Below are 20,640 nucleotides of genomic sequence, written 5' to 3'. Positions count from 1 at the left end.
TGCCTGCGGTTTCTACGCAGAGCTTTGGGTTAGATATTCCGTTTGCCGCAGAGCATCGCGCGGCGCTCGGCCGCTCGGAAATCTCATCACGCCTGTGGCGAGATCAGCCTTTTCCGCGATGCGTCCGAGCGCCTTGCCTTCAGGCGGCAAAAGGAGAAAAAAGCAACGATCAATCAGGACGTTGCAGCAAGGCCAGAGCCACCGTGGATGCAGCCAGTATCGCGGTCAGCGCCAACGGAGCGGTAGCACCGTAGGAATCAACGACATAACCGCCGAAAACCGCACCAATGCTGATGGCCACCTGAAAGGAAACGACCATCAGGCTGCCTGCTGCCTCCAGCGCGTCGGGCGCGCCGCGGGAAAGGTTGGTCGGCAGCACCACAGGCGCCATGCCGAAGGCAAGACCCCAAAGTGCGACGAGAGCAAATGCGGCACCGGTATGAACACCCCAGACAACAAGCGCGATCGTCGCAAATGCCATCAGAGCCGCGGTAACGATGAGCGCGAGGCGGATACTGGTGTCAGCCATCCGGCCCCCCAGCACATTGCCGATCACGGAGGCGACGCCAAAGCCGAGCAGGGCGAGGGCAATCGGCGTGGTCTCAAGCAGCGTCACCTGTTCGAGGAAGGGACGCACATAGACCGAGCCGGCAAAATGCCCCGTCATCAGTAACAGGATTGCAAGCATCCCCAGTTGAACGCTGCGCCGCCGTGTCAGCCGCAGAACATCGGAAAGACTGTTGCTCGTACTTGCTGGCAGCGACGGCAGGCTGAGTATCTGCAGCAGCATGGCAATGATGGCGAGCCCCGCCGTCATCGACATGGCGATGCGCCATCCCAGCCAGTCGCTGATCAAGGCGCCCATTGAAGGGGCGGCGATGGTGGCGAGCGAAACGCCGAGGGTGACGATAGCCATGCCGCGCCCGGTCGAATTCGCGCCAACGAGCCGCGCCACAACAGCAACCGAAAGTGCCCAGAAACCGCTGAGCGCGATACCCAATCCGGCCCGGCCCAATAACAATAGCCAGAAATCGGCAGCAACTGCTGCGAGAATGTTGGAGCCGATCGCCAGCGCACTGAGACCGACAAGCACGCTCTTGCGGTTCAGTTTGCCGATGAGAACATTGCTCAGCAAAGCCGTCACAGCGCCTACGGAAGCTGTCGCCGTGACGACCTGCCCCGCCGTACCCTCGGTAATGCCGAGATCGCGCGCCATAGGCGTCAGCAATCCCGCTGGCAGAAACTCGGCCGATACCAGCGCAAAACTGGTGGCCGCCATCGAAAGAACCGCGAACCAGGTCGTAGCTGTCCACGAGGGTTCCTCGGCGGCCTCCAGGGCAATTGTTGACCCATCAAATTCAGATGTCGTGTCCGTCATGGTCTCTCTCCTTGAGTTGGGAGAGTTTTAGACGAATTTTTTCGGATGATATGTATCTAAAAATCCGAATTTCATGCCTATTTCTCCGAAATTTGTGCGTCGCACAATGTTCGGATGTGCATGTTGTTGGTTATGGAAGGGCGGCCATTCCATAACCAACATCGCCACACGCTCAATTACCAAATCTTTAGTTGTGCACCCCTTCGCGAATACCTAGCTTAATGACGAGGCCGTATCGGATTTGAGATTAGAGACGGGAACCGCATCCCGTCTCCGTCTCATCCCGGAAAGACCCTTCCTTCAAGGTCGAGATCTCCGTCATGAGTTTTCAACACGATAACACATTCACTTTCGCCTTCATCATCTCCCTGCCAGAGGCATGTAACGATGCGTGCCGCACTTGATTTCGCACCCGGCGCACCCGGCATTGATGCACGCTGGACGTCGAGCGCCAAGAATGGCGTGGGAACCGCGCTGTCGAAAAATTCACCAATCTGGTTTACGCTCAGCCACGGCATCCTCAACGAAGTCTATTACCCGCGGATCGATAGTGCCTGCACCCGCGATCTCGGTCTTGTGGTCACCAGAGACGACGGATATTTTTCGGAAGAGAAACGAGACTGTACTTCCGTTACCCGCCCTTTTGAGAGTGGAATTCCCGCGTTCCACATCACCAATACGGCGATAGATGGAGCCTACCGGATTGAAAAACAGGTCATCACCGATCCGGCGCGGGCCTGTGTTCTTCAGTATGTCTCCTTCTTCCCACTGAACGGAAAGACAGGGGATTATCGTGTAAGCGTCCTTCTGGCGCCGCATTTGGTCAATGCCGGTAATCTCAACTCCGCCTGGATAGGGGATTATGAGGGGCGCCGGGTCTTGTTTGCGGTGGGCCGCTCACGATATCTCGCTCTGCTCTGCGATCGTCCCTGGCGCGCTGCAAGTGCGGGTTTTGTTGGCGTTTCCGATGGCTGGCAACAATTGCGCCGGCACGGACGCCTTATTGAGGAGTACCAGCGGGCGGATGACGGTAATGTTTCGCTGGCTGCGGAAATCGATTTTAGCGAAACCCACGATACGGCGACCTTGGCGCTCGGTTTCGGCCAGACTGAATATGAAGCTGCAGCCTGTGCTGTCGCAAGTCTGAAGTCCGGCTTCAGACGCGCGCACGATGCCTATATCGACAGCTGGCGTAGCTGGCAGGACAGTCTTGGCCCCCTCGACCGCGATACCCATCACGGCGTTAATTCCTATCGTGTCTCGACCGCTGTGCTTGCCGCGCATCGTGCCGCAGACCGGCCCGGAGCTGTCGTGGCAAGTCTATCGATCCCATGGGGAGCCTCCAAGGGCGATGACGATCTTGGCGGATATCATCTAATATGGCCGCGAGATTTGGTGGAAGCCGCTGGCGGGTTTCTGGCGGCCGGCGATCACGATGAGGCTTTGGCCATCCTTGATTATTTGCGCCAGGTGCAGCAGCCCTCGGGGCGGTGGCCGCAAAATCTCTGGCTGGATGGCAAGCCCTATTGGCCGGGCGTTCAGATGGACGAATGCGCCTTTCCAATCCTGCTTGCGGATATCCTGCATCGGCACGGCCACCTCGACCACGCCGCAAGGGCTAATTATATGCCGATGATCCGTAGCGCTGCGGCCTATATTCTGGCAAACGGCCCAACGACCGGCGAGGACAGGTGGGAGGAGGATGCAGGCTACAGCCCGTTCACGCTTGCCGTCGAGATCGCCGCGCTGCTTGCCGCCGCTGATCTGCTGGATATGGAGGGCGATGCGGCCGAAGCCACGCATCTGCGGCAGACAGCCGATTGCTGGAATGAGCAGATCGAAAGGTGGACATTTGCCGGTGACCAGACCCTGTGCACGCACCTTGGTATTTCGGGCCATTATGTTCGCATCGCCTCTCCCGGTACCGCCGATGCTGTCCAGCCCTCGGGCATGACGCCCATCCTCAACCAGACACCGGATCGCGCTTTCCTGCCAACAAGCGATGTCATCAGCCCTGATGCACTTGCGCTGGTCCGCTTCGGCCTGCGCGCACCGGACGATCCCCATATTGTCGCAACGGTCAAGGCGATCGATCATTGCCTGCGCGCCGACCTGCCGCAGGGGCCCGTTTGGTACAGGTACACGGGAGACGGATATGGTGAGCATGCTGATGGAACAGCATTTGACGGCACGGGTCAGGGCAGGCCATGGCCCCTTCTGACCGGCGAGCGTGCCCATTACGAACTTGCTGCGGGTAGACGCGGAGCGGCGGAAGCCTTGCTGACGACCATGGAAAAATCGGCGGGGCAGAGCGGCCTTTTCCCCGAGCAGGTCTGGGATCAACCCGATCGTCCCGACAGGGAACTGTTCTATGGCCACCCGTCGGGCAGCGCAATGCCGCTGGTCTGGGCGCATGCAGAACATATCAAGCTTCTGCGTTCGCTTGCCGATGGTTCCGTTTTCGACATGCCGCCGCAGGGTGTGGAGCGCTACATCCGCAACAAGACGCCGTCGCATCTTCGAATCTGGTGCTTCAACAACAAGATATCAGCCATGCCCGCCGGCAAGGTTCTACGGCTTGACCTGGCGGATAATGCCATCGTGCACTGGAGCGTTGACGGCTGGGCGACAACCACAGATACAAGCACGACGGCCTCCGGTCTCGGCACGCATTTTGCGGACTTGCCCGTGCAGCAACTGGCGGCCGGCGGCACGATTGTGTTCACCTTCTACTGGCGAGATGCTGGAGTGTGGGAAAACGAGGACTTTACCGTTCGCCTCGGTGAATGAACCAGCAATAGCGAGTTGCACAAAAGGAGTGTCAGGATGCAGATTGGAATGGTTGGGCTTGGGCGGATGGGCGCAAACATGGTGCGCCGCCTTTTGAAACACGGGCATGATTGCGTGGTTTTCGACGTCAACCCCGACAATGTCGCGGCGCTGGTGAAAGAAGGCGCAACGGGCGCAAGCTCGCCGGACGATCTCGTCGCCAGCCTCTCATCGCCACGCGCCGTGTGGCTGATGCTGCCCGCCGCGATCACGCCGAAAATCGCGCGGGACTTTGCGGGCAAACTTCAGGCGGGCGATGCCATCATCGATGGTGGCAATTCACTTTACCGCGACGCGATCGATCTCGCCGCCGAATTTGCGCCTCGCAGCATCGATTTCATCGATACCGGCACATCCGGTGGCGTCTTGGGGCTGGAGCGCGGTTACTCTCTGATGATCGGCGGGCCGGTGGCTGCGGTCCAGCGTCTCGACCCGATCTTCGCCTCCCTTGCGCCCGGCGCAGGTCTGGGGATCGCCGCCGACCCGGTCACCCGAACGGCACCGATGGGATATCTGCATTGCGGCCCGTCGGGAGCCGGGCATTTCGTCAAGATGGTCCACAATGGCATCGAATACGGTGTCATGGCCGCCTATGCGGAGGGTCTCAACATCCTGAAAGCCTCCAATGCGGGCACACAACACCGCGAGGCGGACGCCGAGACCGCCCCTCTCGCCCATCCGCAATATTACCAGTTCGATATTGATCTTCCCGCCGTTACGGAGGTCTGGCGGCACGGCTCGGTCATCGGCTCGTGGCTGCTTGACCTCACGGCGCAGGCCCTGAAACAGGACCCGAACCTCGATCAATATGGCGGGCGCGTGTCGGATTCCGGTGAAGGACGCTGGACCCTGCAGGCGGCCGTCGAAACCGGCGTGCCGGCCCCCGTTTTGGCATCGGCCCTTTTCGAGCGTTTTTCCTCGCGCGGCGAGGCCGAATTTGCCGGCAAGGTGCTGTCGGCCATGCGCAATGCCTTTGGTGGCCATCTGGAGAAAGCCAAATGAAGACCTCAGCCACGGACAGGCAGCGATCGGACGTGCTGGTGGTGTTCGGCGCCACGGGCGATCTTGCCTATAAGATGATCTTTCCCTCTCTCTACGCCATGGTGAAACACGGCGCGCTGCAAACGCCCATCATTGGCGTCGCTTTCGACGATTGGCCGCGTGAGCAGCTGATAGCGCGGGCCCGCGATGCGGTCGCCAACCATGTGGGCAAGATCGATGAAGCCGTCTTCGAAAAATTCGCCGAACAGCTGACCTATGTCTCCGGCGATTATCGCAACGAAGCGACATTCGAAAAGCTGCGAACGGCGCTTGGCGGGCACCAGCATCCGCTTTATTACCTTGCCATTCCGCCGTCTCTCTTCGAAACCGTGGTAACCGGCCTCAACGACGCGGGCATCGCCGCGTCGGCGCGGCTGATGGTTGAGAAACCCTTCGGCCGTGACCTTGCCTCGGCCGAAGCGTTGAACGAAGCGCTGCACGCGGTTTTCGCAGAGGATGCAATTTTCCGCATCGACCATTTCCTCGGTAAGGAGGCCATCCAGAACCTTCTTTATTTCCGGTTTGCCAATGCCTTTCTCGAGCCCGTATGGAACCGCGACCATGTCGAAAGCGTGCAGATCACCATGGCCGAAGATTTCGGCATCAAGGGGCGCGGCAAGTTTTATGACGAGGTCGGATGTATCCGCGACGTGATCCAGAACCATCTGATCAATGTGCTGTTGCTGCTGGCCATGGAGCCGCCGGCCACAAACGCCTCGGATGATCTCGTCGATGAAAAAGTACAGATACTGAAAGCCATGCCGCCGCTCACTCGTAACGATGTGGTGCGCGGACAGTTCAGAGGCTATCTGGACGAGCCGGGTGTCGCACCGGCATCCAGCCGGGAAACCTTCGCCGCCGTGCGCTTTCGCGTCGCCACCTGGCGCTGGAATGGCGTGCCCTTCTTCATCCGCGCCGGCAAGAACCTGCCAGCGCATGCAACCGAAGTTGTGGTCCGCTTGAAGCGGCCGCCAATTGCGCTCTTTGGCGATGTCGAGACAACACCCGCCAATTATGTGCGCTTCCGTCTGGGGCCGGATATCGCGATTGGAATCGGTGCACGCCGCAAGGCTGCTGGCGATGGCATGCGCGGCGAGGCCGTAGAACTCGGCGCGGTCGATGACGGTATTGGTGATATGGCGCCTTATGAGCGGCTGATAGGCGATGCGATGGCCGGCGAACGACAGCTCTTCACCCGTCAGGATGCGGCGGAACTGGCTTGGAAGATCGTGGAGCCTATCCTCGATGATCCTGCCGTGCCGCCTGCATATGAGGTGGGAAGCTGGGGGCCGGCGGAAATGGCAGGGTTTGGCCCGCCAGGCGGATGGGTTGATCCCGAGTAACGCCCACACACATAGTCGACGGAGGCCAGTACATGGCAGAGGATCAAACCGTTCTTGCAATTGATATCGGTGGCAGTCACGTGAAGATCCGCTTGAGCACAGGTGGCGAAGAGCGCAAGGTTGAAAGCGGCAAGACAATGACGGGACAGGAAATGGTCGCCGCAGTAACCGCCATGGCAAAGGATATGACCTATGACGTTATCGCCATGGGATATCCCGGCCCGGTCGTTCACAACAAACCGTTTCGGGAACCGGTCAATCTGGGCGAAGGCTGGGTCGGCTATGATTATGAGGGCGCTTTCGATTGTCCCGTTCGCATCGTCAACGATGCGCTCATGCAGGCGATTGGCTCTTACAAGGGCGGACGCATGTTGTTTCTCGGTCTCGGCACGGGTTTGGGCGCCGCGATGATTGTCGAAAATGTTGCCCAGCCGATGGAGATCGCCCGTCTTCCTTACCGCAAGGGCAAAACCTACGAGCATTATGTCAGCGAGGCTTATCGGGAAAAGAAAGGCAACGCGAAATGGCAAAAGCGCGTCCAGGACGTTGTGGATCTCCTGAGCGCGGCTCTTGAACCGGATGAGGTCGTCATCGGCGGCGGCAACGTGGAGAAGCTCGAAAATCTGCCGCCGAAGTGCAGACGCGGAGACAACGCTCTGGCTTTCGAAGGCGGGTTCCGCCTGTGGAAGAACCCGGATCTCGTCGTGTAGGCGGCACAGCAGTTACCATCAGCGTCTGATCGATAAAGACGAGCCGCGACAATACCTTGAAAAGCCGCTTGCGGCGGCTGATTGCTTCTGCGGTTCTCTGATGACAGCGGATATTCTCGGTGCGGTTTTCCAAAGTGGCGCGGCTTGCGCGTCGATTTACGGAACCACCATCATGCTTTTGTCTCGCGACTGAAGCCAAACCAGTCTCTTCTTCGTATCTAGGCCAGCAGCCTGCTTGGCGCTAACGGAGAAGACGGCCTGATGGAACTTGGAAGAGACGGTAGGCGGACGGGCTTGGCCGTAACCTATGACCTGACAAAGGCGACACTGACCTTTGCCTGGGTCATCATCCTCAACAAGCCGTTTTATCCGCTTTATGTCTGGTATCTGGTCGACGCCGATGCTGCTGTGGCATCGCTCGTTACCGTGCTGTCACTGCCTTTTTTCCCTGCGATTCCGTTTCTTGCAAAGAAATCACATCTGGCTGCGCGCCTGGCGCTTCCTCTTGTGGGAACGCTCGATACCCTGTTTGAAACGGCGATGTTCGGCCATACATCCGGCACCGAATTTTTCTTTGCTGCCTGCATCATGCTGGCGGCCATCTCGTTCCTTGCGGACGAGAAACTCTGGCAATATGCGATGGCAGTTCTTCTGCTCGCGCACATTTCTGGGCGCGGGGGTGCAATCCTGGTCGGCAGGCGATCTTGCAACGCTTCTCAATCTGAATGCGTTCTCTGCTGCCAGTCTCATGGCCTTTATCGCGCTTCGATATGCCGGCTTGTCACGGCGAACTGAAACCTGAACCCGATTGATCGACAGGAGGAGTTTATGCAGAAAAATCGCAAGCTCATCAGATAGGGGGGCGTCGAAAAGTCAGCTAGACGGCACGGGGAGCTTTCAAGGATCTTTGCCTCAGACCGGATCATAATGTCGGCAAGACCTTCACCAGCATGTCGCGATAGCCTTATGTGCCGACGGCCGGACATTATGTTCCACAACGCCGTTTACGAAACTGCCGAGTTCCTGGAACGCCTGACGAAAGTGGAGGTCGAGGTCAGCCAGACAGATATCTTTGGCTAATTGTTATCCTCCTTCCCCGGCATGGTGCTTGACGTCCGCAACTGGTCAAGCTGTGATGAGATTGTACCAGCCATCATGGAATCGGTAGAACCCGTCCTGGGCACGGGAGGTTCGAGCATTTCCCGCTTCGGGAGCCCGAGAAAAACACCCCGAATGATCCGCCCGAACAGGCCATGGGTAATAGTTGATGCCTCCTCCGAGGAGCAGCGGAAACGCGCGCCATTTTCCGCTTATTTTACAAAAGGTAAGGGTTGATCCGAAACAATTGAATTGAAGTCGCCTATGGAAGCATAGCGCGCCGCCCGCACCTTGTTGAACTTGCTGCTGTCAACCACGAGATGCTTTTGCATTGAGCGTTGCATGACCATCTGTTTGATCGGCACTTCATGAAAATGCGAACAAGTCACGCCGTGATGTCCGTCCACGCCGCCTGCAGACAAGAATGCTTTGTTGATATTGACGCGCTTCAGCACCTCAAAGCCCTCATCCCCCGAGAACGAGGCCGCCTCCGGATGATAGAGTCCGCCGAGCATGATTAGGCGGACATCGTTTCTGCTTGCCAGCTCCTCGGCAACATTGAGAGAATAGCAGATGGCGGTGACATGTGCATTTACCGGAATCTGCCGCGCCAGATGCGGCATCGTCGTTCCACAGTCGATGAATATAGTGTCATGTGGCTCGATCAAAGCCGCAGCCTGTGCGCATGCGCGCATCTTGGCCGCCGCATGGCTGTCCTTTTCCTGCTCCAGCACATAGTCGCTGCTGACTGCGCCGTCCTGAACCGGAATGATGTAGCCGCCAAGACAGCTCAATCGTTCGCCATCGGCGGCAATGTCGCGACGAATGGTAATTTCGGATACGCCAAGCCGGGACGCGGCGTCCCGCAGTCTCAGGACGCCTGTTTCCTGGACCAGCCTGGCCAGTGCGTCCAACCTGGCATTGCGTGCACTTATTTTACTCACTTTGTTTTCGCTTTCGGTTTCTCGCTGCTCTTCACATTTCGGTGTTGCTTTGCTCGCAATCGCCACTCTCTGCGCTTGACAGAAGAATAACAAACATGAAACGATCGAAACATAATGATCGAATTGTATCATGATAGTTCGCATTATCAGGAGAGGAAAACAACAGGATTCTGGGCCACATTGAGGCGCGGGCTACCAGGGCGTGGGGAGCCTTTCCGGGAGAGTGAGGAGGCGTTGGACGCATGAGGAGCGGTCGCCGGCGTTTGGGATCGAACAATAGCGGGTGCTGCGATTGATAGAAGTCCGGCACGTTGCAATTTCAAAGGGAGGAGTTATCCGTGAATAAAATCTTCGCAACCATCGCGCTTGCTGCGACGCTTTCCGCGTCGGCTGTTTTTGCGCAGAGCGCTGTCGATACATCGAAGGTCAACAAGGAGCTGATCACCGCGGCCAGCGGCAAGAAATACACGATCGCAACCGTCGTGAAGGTGGATGGCATCGCGTGGTTTGACCGCATGCGCGATGGTGTTGAGCAGTTCAAGGGTGATACCGGAAATGATGTCTGGATGGTTGGCCCAAGCCAAGCTGATGCTGCCGCCCAGGTGCAGATCGTTGAAAACCTCATAGCGCAGGGCGTAGATGCCATTGCCATCGTGCCGTTCTCGGTCGAAGCGGTGGAGCCGGTCCTGAAGAAAGCCCGTGATCGCGGCATTGTTGTCATCAGCCATGAGGCTTCCAACATCCAGAATGTGGATTTCGACATAGAAGCCTTCGACAATAAGGCCTATGGCGCGAACTTGATGAAGGAACTTGGCAAATCCATGGGTGGCAAGGGCAAATATGTCGCTACTGTTGGCAGTCTGACGTCCAAGTCGCAGATGGAATGGATCGACGGTGCCGTCGAATACCAGAAGGCCAACTTCCCGGAGATGTCCCAGGCGACCGAGCGGCTGGAAACCTATGACGACGCTAATACCGACTATACCAAGCTTAAGGAGGCGATGACCGCCTATCCTGACATCACCGGTATTCTCGGCGCTCCGATGCCGACATCCGCGGGTGCGGGTCGTCTGATCGCCGAGGGCGGTCTGTCGGGCAAGGTCTTCTTCTCGGGCACGGGCCTTGTTTCCGTTGCCGGCGAATATATCAAGAACGACAATATCCAGTACATTCAGTTCTGGGATCCGGCCGTTGCCGGTTATGCCATGAACATGCTGGCTGTCGCGGTTCTCGAGAAGAAGAACGAGCAGATCAAGGCCGGCCTGAACCTTGGCCTGCCTGGTTACGAAAGCGTGCTGGTGCCTGACGCCTCCAAGCCGCATCTGCTCTATGGCGCAGGTTGGGTCGGCGTAACCAAAGAAAACATGGACAAGTACGACTTCTGATCCGAACCGCGGAGGGAGGGGCAACCCTCTCTCCTTTTACACCCCGTGTTTTCCAGCCTTGCACGAGGCCATTATGACTGAAAATCTGATCGAGCTGCGCCATATCGGCAAGCGGTTTGGCGGCGTGAAGGCGCTCGACGACGTATCGCTGAGCATTCGCCCGGGCGAAATTCATTGCCTTGCCGGTGAAAACGGTTCCGGAAAATCCACCGTCATCAAAATCATGTCGGGGGTTTACACGCCTGAGGATGGCGAGATTTTGATCGACGGGAAGCCTGTCGGCAAACTTGATCCGGTAAAATCCGTTCACCATGGTATTCAGGTGATATACCAGGATTTTTCGCTGTTTGGAAACCTGACGGTGGCCGAGAATCTGGCGATCAACACCCTCCTGATGGAAGGTCGCAAGACGGTCGACTGGCGACAGGTTCGACAGCTGGCCCAGAAAGCGTTGGACCGCCTGGGCGTAAATATCGATCTTGATGCGGATGTCGAAAGCCTGCCAACTTCGGGGAAGCAGATCGTGGCGATAGCCCGCGCTGTGATGGCTGATGCGCGCCTGATCATCATGGATGAGCCGACCACGGCGCTGACGCGCTATGAGGTGGATGCCCTCTTCAAGATTGTTCGCGATATTCAGGCGCAGGGCATCGCCGTGCTCTTCGTCAGCCACAAGATGCGGGAAATGCTTGAAATCAGCGAGCGCCTGACAGTTTTCCGAAATGGCAAGAAGGCTGCCGAAGGACCGATTGCCGAATTTGACGAGCCGGCGATTACCCGCGCGATGACGGGGCAAGAAATGACTGCCCACAGCTACCAGTGGGCTGCCCCGGAGGGCGCCGACATGCCGGTGCTGGAAGTGCGCAATCTCACGGTTCCGGGTTCCGTGGACAATGCCGCCCTCACATTGAGGCCGGGTGAAATCGTCGGTATTTCGGGCTTGATCGGTTCTGGCCGTACCGAACTTGCATTGGCGCTGTTTGGAATGCGACCCGATTTTACCGGTTCAGTGCGCATTGCAGGCCGCGAGGTACACCCGAGGAGTGTGCAAGAAGCTATTGCCTGCGGTGTCGCTTATGTGCCGGAGGACCGCCTGACCGAGGGGCTATTCCTGACCCAATCGATCGAGCGCAATATCATTGTCACGTCGATTGAGAAATTCGTGCGAGGTCTTTTCATCAATCGCAAAAAGGCGGATGAGACGACCCGCGATATGTTCTCGGCCATGCAGATCGTGGCGCCGGGGCCGCACACGCCGGTCAACCATTTGTCCGGTGGCAACGCGCAGCGCGTGGTTCTGGCCCGCTGGCTGTTGACGGGCGCCAAAGTGCTGATCCTCAACGGACCGACCGTCGGCGTCGATGTCGGTTCCAAAGCACAGATCCACAACATCATCCGCGGGCTGGCCGAAAAGGAAGGCCTGGCCGTGCTGATGATTTCCGACGATGTGCCGGAACTGGTGCAGAACTGCAACCGCGTGCTGGTCATGCATCGCGGCCGTTTCGTTGACGAATTGTCGGGGGAGAGCATGACTGAAGACGCCGTCAATGACCGGCTCAAGATGCTGAATTGAGGGGCCGCAAGTCATGAAACTCCTGAGAAGCACAGAATCCATTATCGCCTGCGTGTTGCTCGCGGCCATGGTCATTATCGGTCTCATAAATCCGGCCTTCTGGTCGCTCGACAACATCTTCGGCCTGCTGCGCTCCAACGTCGTGATTGGCATCATGGCGCTCGGCGTATTGCTGGTGATGATTTCGGGCGGTATCGACGTATCCTTTACGGCATTCGCTATTGCCGCGATGTATCTGACTGTGCGCAGCATGGTTTATCTCGGTTATGATGGCGTGCTCATTCCCTTCGTTGCGGCGACGCTGATTGGGCTGGTTCTTGGTGCGTTTAACGGTTTCATTATTCACCGTTTCAGGATGATCCCGCTGATCGTGACGCTCGGGACAGGTTCGATTGTACGCGGTCTTGTTCTCGGCCTCGTCGGCACCAGCATCGTCAACATCAACAAGATGCCGAAGGAGCTGATCGAGTTCGGCAAGACCGATGTGATCTCTCTGACCTCGGCCACGGGATCGACTTTCGGCCTGACCGCGATGTTTCTGGTCTATCTGGGGCTGGCGTTTGTCATCCATCTCATCCTCACCTACACCATGATCGGGCGCAGCGTTTATGCCTACGGCGGCTCGCCTGAGGCCGCAAAGCGCGTTGGCTTCAATACGGGCGCGACGATCTTCTTTGTCTACTGCATCGCCGGTGCACTGGCGGGCTTCTCGGGCCTGCTGCATTCCTCGATGATCTGGCTTGCCAACCCGCGTGATTTTGTCGGGCTCGAACTCGACGTGATCGCAGCCGTGGTTCTGGGCGGTGCGTCAATCTTTGGCGGACGCGGCACGGTTCTCGGCACATTGATGGGCGTGTTCATGCTGGTAATGGTCAAAAATTCCCTGATCATCATGAAGGTGGATACCACCTGGCAGCGCGTTGTTGTCGGCCTGATTATCATCATTGCCACTGCCATCACGGCATGGCGTGACCGTAAAAGCATAGCGTGACGGGAGAGCGCATCATGAAGAATTCGTTCGATATGCGTCGGCTTTTCGGCAACGACAACAACATCGCTCAACTGCTTTTGATCACCGTCATCGTTTTTGCCCTGATGACATGGATGAACCCCGGCAAGTTCCTGAACTATTACAACTTCGAATCCATCAGTTACATCATGCCTGAACTGGGGATCCTCTCCATCGCCATGATGATCGCAATGCTGACCGGTGGTATCGATCTGTCCGTGGTGGGAATTGCCAATCTGGCGGGCATTGTCGCCGGCATTTATTTCCATTCCACCATGGTTCAGTCAGGGCAATCCTCCACATCGGGCATCGTGTTCTACACAGGGCTTGGCATCGTACTCGCGATGACGGTTGGCCTGCTGTCCGGTCTGATCAATGGCCTTTTGGTGGCGAAGTTGCGCATCACCCCGATCCTGGCGACACTCGGCACAGGTCAGATTCTGATGGGGCTGGCGCTGGTATTGACCGGCGGTCCGGCAATTGTCGGATTTCCTGACGCGTGGAACTGGATCGGTAACGGTAAAATCTTCGGTATAGCAACGCCGTTCCTGCTGTTCATCGCCGTGTGCATTATCGTGGCGATCCTGCTGACGCGCTCGACGCTCGGCATTAACCTGATGCTGATCGGGACCAATCCGCGGGCAGCCGTCTTTGCTGGCATCCGCAAGGATCGCATGATGCTGTATTCATATATGCTCACCGGCGTGCTGGCGTCACTGGCGGGGATCATTCTGTCCGGGCGGACCAATGCAGCTAAATCCGACTACGGCGCGTCCTATCTGCTGCAGGCGGTGCTGATTGCCGTTCTCGGGGGCACAAACCCGGCGGGCGGGAAAGGGCGCGTTCTCGGCGTTGCGATAGCGCTTATCGCCCTCATGCTGCTTTCTTCCGGCTTTCAGATGATGCGGTTCTCCAACCACCTGATCGACTTCATCTGGGGCGCATTCCTCATTCTCGTGATCGCCATCAATGCATGGCGAAACCCCGGCAGGTGATCCCATGGAAGCGACAGAATTTCATCTCCGCAGGCGAGACTTCACCGATGTCCAACATCTTCTAGCCGCAAGCGATGGGCTGAAGGTTACCACCTTCCGCTATGCTACCGGCGTTGAAGCGCTGCAATTGGAGAATCGCCACGGCCGGATCGTCATATTGCCATTCATGGGGCAGATGATCTGGAGCGTTGAGTTCAACGGCGTTGACCTGACCATGGGAAGCCGCTTTTCGATGCCGCGACCAGCCGGTTCAATCGTCGAGACATACGGATGTTTTGCATTCCATAGCGGTATGTTGCGCAACGGCTGCCCGTCGCCGCAAGATAATCATGCCCTGCATGGCGAAATGCCCTGTGCCACCATGGACAAGGCCGGTTTCGTCATCGGACACGATGCACGCGGCGCTTATGTTCGGGTAACCGGCGAAGTTGAATATGTCATGGGCTTCGGCGCCAATTATCTGGCTCGTCCCAGCGTGACTTTGCATGCTGAAGACACGCTTTTTGACATGGTCATGGACATTGAGAACCTGTCATCGGCGCCCATGGATCTCATGTATATGTGCCATGTGAACTTTGCTTATGCCAAGGGTGCGCGGATCGCTCAGCCCGCGCCGTATACGCCGGAGCAGGTGAAGGTGCGCACTGCCGTGCCCGGCCACGTAACACCAAACCCCGATTATCTTTCCCTGCTGGAGACGCTGGCAAGTCAGCCTTCCGCCATGGAGGTGCTCGACGAACCGCAACGTTACGACCCTGAACAGGTATTCTACATCAACGGCCTGCAGGCAGACGGTGAGGGGCTGACGCATCTGATGATGCAACGACGTGAGGGAGATGGCTTTGCCATCTCCTATCCGCTCGCCGCCTTCCCGAAGACAGTGCGTTGGATCCTGGTCAACGGGGATTCGCAGGTTGCCGCATTCGCCCTGCCATCCACCTGCGAGCCGGAAGGTTATCTGGCGGAAAAGGCCAAGAACAACGTGCAGAGACTATCACCGGGTGAACGCAGGGTGTTTCCGGTACGGCTGGGCTATCTCGACCGTGCTGCCGCCGATGAGTTCGGCGCCGGGATCAGCGCCCTTTAAAACAGATAAGCAGGGAATATCGGCATGAGTAAGAAAATCGGGGTCGTCGGCTCCAACATGGTCGATCTCATCACCTATGTGGACCGTATGCCCGGACCGGGCGAGACACTTGAGGCGCCCACCTTCGAAATGGGGTGCGGCGGCAAGGGTGCCAACCAGGCGGTTGCCGCGGCGCGCCTTGGTGCTGAAGTGATGATGGTCACCCGGGTCGGTGACGATGTCTTCGCGGATAACACCATCCGCAACCTCGAGAGCTTCGGCGTTGATACGCGTCATGTGGTGAAGGTTGCCGGCAAATCCAGCGGCGTCGCACCGATCTTCGTCGAACAATCAGGCGAGAATTCCATCCTCATCGTCAAAGGAGCCAATGCCGACCTTTTGCCTGCGGAAGTCGACAAGGCGGCCGCCGATCTGAAAGAGTGTGGCTTGATCCTGATGCAGATGGAAGTGCCGGTTGAGACTGTCTACCATACCATCGAACTTGCTGCCCAGAACGGTATCGAGACGATCCTCAATCCCGCGCCTGCCGCTGCCAATCTCGATCCTGAGCGCATCCGCCAGGTAACCTTCCTCGTGCCGAACGAGAGCGAGCTTGCCTTGCTGTCGGGGCTGCCGACCGACACCGACGAAGACATCGTCAGCGCCGCTCGCTCGCTGATCGCACGCGGCATTCACACCGTCATCGTTACCTTGGGCGGGCGTGGTGCGCGCATGATTACTTCCAACGAAATCGTCAACATCGAACCCGTCAAGGTAATGCCCAGGGACACCACGGGTGCGGGCGATGCCTTTATTGGCTCCTTTGCCCGCTTTTACGCCGAAACGCGCGAGGTCGTATCCTCCCTGAAGAAGGCATCGCTTTACGCGGCGCATTCCATCACCCGTCCCGGAACACAGAAGGCCTATGCCAGCATCGAAGAGTTCGAGGCTTTTTGCCGCGACCGCGCGAGTGCCGCAGCCTGACCAGAAGAATGGACAGAAAATGAGCGAAGCATTCCCCAGAAATAACGGCACCGCTCTCAAACCGGAATGGTTTGAAGATGTATCGGTCAATCGCAGTGCCTCCGAACGGCGTGCAGCGACCATCACCGCCCGGCGCTCGATTAAGAAGGAATATCAGGTTGCCTGGCAGATCAAGGCCATCACCTGCATCGATTTGACAACGTTGTCCGGCGACGACACGCCCGGTCGCGTGCGCCGCCTGTGTGCGAAAGCGCGCCGTCCGGTCCGGGAAGACATTCTCGAGGCACTCGGCCTTGCGGATGCCGGCATCACCACCGGCGCCGTCTGCGTTTATCCGACCATGGTGCCCCACGCCGTCAAGGCGCTGGAAGGTACGGCTATTCCGGTCGCATCGGTGGCCACGGGCTTTCCTGCCGGCCTGACACCGCTGCCGCAGCGGCTGGCCGAAATCCGATATGCCGTCGAGCAAGGCGCCAAGGAGATCGATATCGTCATAACCCGCGAGTTTGTTCTGACGCAGAACTGGACAGCGCTTTATGACGAGATCGCTGCGATGCGTGAAGCCTGCGGTGATGCCCATATGAAGGCTATCCTCGCGACGGGCGATCTCAACACACTGACCAACGTCTATCGAGCCTCAATGGTGGCGATGCAGGCGGGTTCGGACTTCATCAAGACTTCCACCGGCAAAGAGGAGGTCAACGCCACCCTGCCGGTCAGCCTGACCATGGTGCGGGCGCTGCGCGATTACGGCGAACTGACCGGCCAGATGGTCGGCTTCAAACCTGCAGGCGGGTTGAAGACGGCTAAGGATGCGCTGTCGTGGCTGACGCTGATGAAGGAGGAACTGGGTAATCGCTGGCTGGAGCCGGACCTGTTCCGCATCGGTGCCAGTTCGATGCTCGGCGACATCGAACGGCAGCTCGAACATTTCGTAACCGGCCGCTATTCCAGCGCTCATCATCACGCTGCCGCATAAGGACTGAAAAAATGCGACCCATCAAGGACATTTTGGAAACCATGGAATATGGACCTTCCCCCGAAGCCAATGGTGATGTGAAGCAGTGGCTTGACATTCACGGACGTTCGTTCGGTCATTATATCAACGGCCGGTTTGTTTCTCCCGATGGCCGCAAGACGATTGCCGTTTCAAACCCCGCAAACGGGGACAAGCTGGCGGACATCATTTGCGGCAATGAGGAAGACGTGGATCAGGCGGTCAAGGCCGCCCGCACGGCCTTCGGAAAATGGTCGAAGCTGTCGGGTCACGAACGCGCCCGTTATCTCTACGCCATCGCCCGTCATATACAAAAGCGCGAGCGCTTCCTTTCCGTTCTGGAAACGATGGACAACGGCAAGCCGGTTCGCGAAACCCGTGATGTCGACATTCCACTCGTCGCCCGCCACTTTTACCATCACGCCGGGTGGGCCGAAATGGTGGAAGACGAGTTCCGTGGTTTCTCACCGGTCGGTGTTTGCGGTCAGGTAATCCCCTGGAACTTCCCCCTGCTGATGCTGGCCTGGAAGATCGCGCCGGCGCTTGCCGCCGGCAATACCGTAGTGCTGAAACCTGCTGACCTGACACCGCTGACGGCTGTCGCCTTTGCGGAAATCTGCCACGAGGTCGGCCTTCCGGCCGGTGTCGTCAATGTCGTCCAGGGCGATGGCTCGACCGGCGCTGCGATCTGCGGCCATGATGGCGTCGATAAGGTCGCCTTCACCGGCTCGACCAAGGTCGGCCGCGTTATTCGCGAGCAGATCGCCGGTTCGGGCAAGAAACTGTCTCTGGAACTGGGGGGCAAATCACCCTTCATCGTTTTCGAGGACGCCGATCTTGATGCGGCGGTTGAAGGTGTTGTTGATGCGATCTGGTTCAACCAGGGCGAAGTCTGCTGCGCCGGTTCCCGCCTGCTGGTGCAGGAGGGCATCGCCGAGAAATTTTATGCACGGCTGAAAAAGCGGCTGGAAACCCTCCGGGTTGGCGATCCCCTCGACAAGTCGACCGATATTGGCGCGATTGTTTCCGCCACGCAGGTGAAACGCATCATGGATCTGGTCCGCAAGGGCGTGGAGGAGGGTGGTGAACTCTGGCAGAGTTCCAACCCGCTGCCGGCCACCGGCAGTTACGTCGCGCCCGGCTTCTTCACCGAAGTTGATCAGGCCTCGACGGTCTGTCAGGTGGAAATATTTGGCCCGATCGCTGCGGCAACCACCTTCCGCACGCCGGATGAAGCCGTTTCGCTGGCCAACAACACCCGTTACGGCCTAGCCGCCTCCATCTGGTCGGAAAACATCAATGTCGCGCTTGACCTCGCTGCCCGCGTCAGGGCAGGCGTGGTCTGGATCAACTGCACCAACATGCTCGATGCCGGTGCAGGTTTTGGCGGCTACCGCGAAAGTGGTTTCGGTCGTGAAGGTGCACGCGAAGGGCTTTACGAATATCTGGCGGCAGACTGGGAAAAGAACCTGCCGGTCAACAAGCCCGCTGAAGCCTTCACGCCATCTGCCTTGCCGAACGCTGACAGCAAAATGGCGATCGATGGCCTTGATCGGACCATGAAGAACTATATCGGCGGCAAACAGGCCCGCCCCGATGGTGGCTACAGTTATTCGGTCACCGGCAAGGGCAACGCCGTGATTGGCATGGCCGGAATAGGCAACCGCAAGGACATCCGAAATGCTGTGGAAGCAGCATCCAAGGCAACGGGCTGGAGTTCCGCAACCACCCATAACCGCGCGCAGGTGCTCTATTATCTGGCAGAGAACCTCGATGCGCGTCGCGACGAATTTGTCGCCCGCATTATCGATAGCATGGGTGTCAGCGAAAAGAAGGCAAAGGACGAGTTCGACGCATCTCTCCGCCGTATTTCCCATTACGCCGCCCAGGCTGATAAGTTCGATGGCGCCGTGCACTCCACCAAGTCGCGTCACATCACGCTTGCCATGAACGAACCGTGGGGCATCGTCGGTATCGTTTCCCCAGATGAGGCGCCGCTTCTTTCGCTGGTGTCGCTGGTGCTGCCGGCAATCGCCATGGGCAATCGCGTCGTGGTCATCCCGTCATCGCGACACCCATTGATTGCCGGGGATTTCTATCAAGTGCTGGACACTTCGGATGTGCCCGGCGGGGTCATCAACATTGTCACCGGCGAACGCGATCTGCTTGCAAAGACGCTGGCCGAGCATGATGAGGTTGCAGCAATCTGGTATTTCGGTTCGGCTGATGGAAGCGCGATGGTAGAGCGGGCGTCTGCGGGCAACCTGAAGGCTACCTGGGTCAATAACGGGCGTCAGCCCGATTGGCTTGACCGTACACAAGGGCAGGGCCGTGACTATTTGCGCAGGGCCATACAAGTGAAGAACATCTGGGTGCCCTACGGAGCCTGATCGGCATCTTGGCGGATCAACAACTGACAAGTTTGTCTGCGGAGGCCAGGCGGCCCCCGTAAGGTTTCGAGTGACATTAACTGCGGCGACCGCAACTACGCCCTTTTGCTGTCATTCATCACCGGCGGCTGAACTCATCTGGGCGCATGATGCTCTCGCTTGTGATTGTCTGGGACGACGTAGCAAGTGAATAGCCCCGCGTTTCGTAGACACCCTCGGGTTAGATTTTCTGCTGCCTTTCGAACTCGACGGGCGACAGCATCCCGTTCCTGACGTGTTCGCGTTTCGGGTTGTAGAACATTTCGATGTAGTCGAATACGTCCTGGCGAGCTTCATCGCGAGAGCGGTAGACCCTGCGACGTATCCTCTCCCTCTTCAGAAGATTGAAGAAGCTTTCTGCCACCGCATTGTCATGGCAGTTGCCGCGTCGGCTCATCGAATGAACCAGATTGTGGTGCCTGAGGAACGATACCCAGTCCATGCTGGTAAACTGGGAGCCCTGATCTGAGTGGATCAACACCTTTTCCTTCGGCTTGCGCCTCCATACAGCCATGAGCAAAGCCTGCAACACGACGTCCGTGGTTTGGCGGCTCTGCATCGCCCAGCCGATCACACGACGGGAATAGAGGTCGATGACGACCGCAAGGTAAGCGAAGCCCTCACAGGTTCGGATGTAGGTGATGTCCGTGACCCAGGCCTTGTCCGGAGCAGCGACGTCAAATTGCCGGTCGAGCGTGTTGTCGATAGCGACGGCAGGCCTGCCACCATAAATGCCTGGACGGCGTTTGTAGCCAATCTGCGCCTTTATTCCGGCGAGACGCGTCAGGCGCGCGACCCGGTTCGGGCAGCACATCTCACCCTGATCGAGAAGATCGTCGTGCAGCTTGCGATAACCGTA

Annotated in this window: 15 protein-coding genes and 2 pseudogenes; 13 read left to right on the top strand and 4 right to left on the bottom strand. The window is 58.1% G+C overall.

Features of this window, described 5'->3' with window-relative positions:
• Positions 1-169: 169 nt before the first annotated feature.
• Positions 170-1,378 carry an MFS transporter gene (locus tag N434_RS23515; RefSeq protein ID WP_110760518.1) on the bottom strand — a complete coding sequence of 403 codons (1,209 nt, stop codon included), beginning with the start codon at positions 1,376-1,378 and terminating at the stop codon, positions 170-172.
• A 387-nt stretch (positions 1,379-1,765) separates the two neighbouring features.
• Between N434_RS23515 and N434_RS23510 the strand changes: the two genes are divergently transcribed.
• From N434_RS23510 to N434_RS23490, 5 genes and pseudogenes are all read left to right on the top strand, one after another.
• The gene (locus N434_RS23510; protein ID WP_110760517.1) at positions 1,766-4,168 is read left to right on the top strand and encodes a glucan 1,4-alpha-glucosidase; all 2,403 of its coding nucleotides are present in this window, start codon (positions 1,766-1,768) and stop codon (positions 4,166-4,168) included.
• 36 nt (positions 4,169-4,204) lie between these two features.
• On the top strand, positions 4,205-5,209 hold the full coding sequence (gnd, locus tag N434_RS23505; RefSeq protein WP_110760516.1) for a phosphogluconate dehydrogenase (NAD(+)-dependent, decarboxylating): 1,005 nt from the start codon (positions 4,205-4,207) through the stop codon (positions 5,207-5,209).
• Positions 5,206-6,591, top strand: coding sequence for a glucose-6-phosphate dehydrogenase (gene zwf / locus N434_RS23500; RefSeq protein ID WP_110760515.1), 1,386 nt, complete (start codon positions 5,206-5,208; stop codon positions 6,589-6,591). Before gnd ends, zwf begins: the two co-directional genes overlap by 4 nt.
• A 32-nt stretch (positions 6,592-6,623) precedes the next feature.
• Complete coding sequence (locus N434_RS23495) at positions 6,624-7,301, top strand: ROK family protein (RefSeq protein WP_110760514.1); 678 nt, start codon at positions 6,624-6,626, stop codon at positions 7,299-7,301.
• Positions 7,302-7,562: 261 nt separating this feature from the next.
• Positions 7,563-8,103: pseudogene (locus N434_RS23490) on the top strand (hypothetical protein).
• A 323-nt stretch (positions 8,104-8,426) separates the two neighbouring features.
• Here the strand turns inward: N434_RS23490 and N434_RS26140 are convergent.
• Positions 8,427-8,563, bottom strand: a pseudogene (locus N434_RS26140) (histidine phosphatase family protein); the annotation flags it as partial.
• A 48-nt stretch (positions 8,564-8,611) separates the two neighbouring features.
• Complete coding sequence (locus N434_RS23480; RefSeq protein ID WP_110760549.1) at positions 8,612-9,343, bottom strand: DeoR/GlpR family DNA-binding transcription regulator; 732 nt, start codon at positions 9,341-9,343, stop codon at positions 8,612-8,614.
• 338 nt (positions 9,344-9,681) lie between these two features.
• On the opposite strand from N434_RS23480, the gene N434_RS23475 reads away from it, so the two are divergent.
• From N434_RS23475 to N434_RS23440, 8 genes are all read left to right on the top strand, one after another.
• A complete protein-coding gene (locus N434_RS23475) occupies positions 9,682-10,728 on the top strand; it encodes an autoinducer 2 ABC transporter substrate-binding protein (RefSeq protein WP_110760512.1) in 1,047 nt (348 codons plus the stop codon).
• Positions 10,729-10,801: 73 nt separating this feature from the next.
• Positions 10,802-12,301 carry a sugar ABC transporter ATP-binding protein gene (locus N434_RS23470; protein WP_110760511.1) on the top strand — a complete coding sequence of 500 codons (1,500 nt, stop codon included), beginning with the start codon at positions 10,802-10,804 and terminating at the stop codon, positions 12,299-12,301.
• Positions 12,302-12,314: 13 nt separating this feature from the next.
• On the top strand, positions 12,315-13,292 hold the full coding sequence (locus N434_RS23465) for an ABC transporter permease (RefSeq protein ID WP_110760510.1): 978 nt from the start codon (positions 12,315-12,317) through the stop codon (positions 13,290-13,292).
• A gap of 14 nt (positions 13,293-13,306) precedes the next feature.
• A complete protein-coding gene (locus N434_RS23460; RefSeq protein ID WP_110760548.1) occupies positions 13,307-14,305 on the top strand; it encodes an ABC transporter permease in 999 nt (332 codons plus the stop codon).
• Positions 14,306-14,309: 4 nt separating this feature from the next.
• Positions 14,310-15,392: an aldose 1-epimerase family protein gene (locus N434_RS23455; protein ID WP_110760547.1), complete on the top strand. Its 1,083-nt coding sequence runs from the start codon at positions 14,310-14,312 to the stop codon at positions 15,390-15,392.
• Positions 15,393-15,416: 24 nt separating this feature from the next.
• Entirely contained in the window at positions 15,417-16,355 is a 939-nt protein-coding gene (gene rbsK / locus N434_RS23450) for a ribokinase (protein WP_110760509.1), read from the top strand.
• A 19-nt stretch (positions 16,356-16,374) separates the two neighbouring features.
• A complete protein-coding gene (gene deoC, locus N434_RS23445) occupies positions 16,375-17,334 on the top strand; it encodes a deoxyribose-phosphate aldolase (RefSeq protein WP_110760546.1) in 960 nt (319 codons plus the stop codon).
• Between the two features lie 11 nt (positions 17,335-17,345).
• Positions 17,346-19,742: an aldehyde dehydrogenase family protein gene (locus N434_RS23440; RefSeq protein ID WP_181424053.1), complete on the top strand. Its 2,397-nt coding sequence runs from the start codon at positions 17,346-17,348 to the stop codon at positions 19,740-19,742.
• Between the two features lie 220 nt (positions 19,743-19,962).
• On the opposite strand, the gene N434_RS23435 is transcribed toward N434_RS23440, so the two are convergent.
• Positions 19,963-20,640 (bottom strand): IS3 family transposase (locus N434_RS23435; protein ID WP_110760508.1); only part of this gene is annotated, 678 nt, incomplete at its 5' end.

Origin of the sequence: Rhizobium sp. UGM030330-04 (assembly GCF_003208455.1) — a bacterium.
GTDB classification, from domain to species: domain Bacteria; phylum Pseudomonadota; class Alphaproteobacteria; order Rhizobiales; family Rhizobiaceae; genus Agrobacterium; species Agrobacterium rhizogenes_A.
The sequence above is the reverse complement of the archived record's forward strand: the minus strand, read 5'-3'. Positions and strand labels throughout refer to the sequence as shown.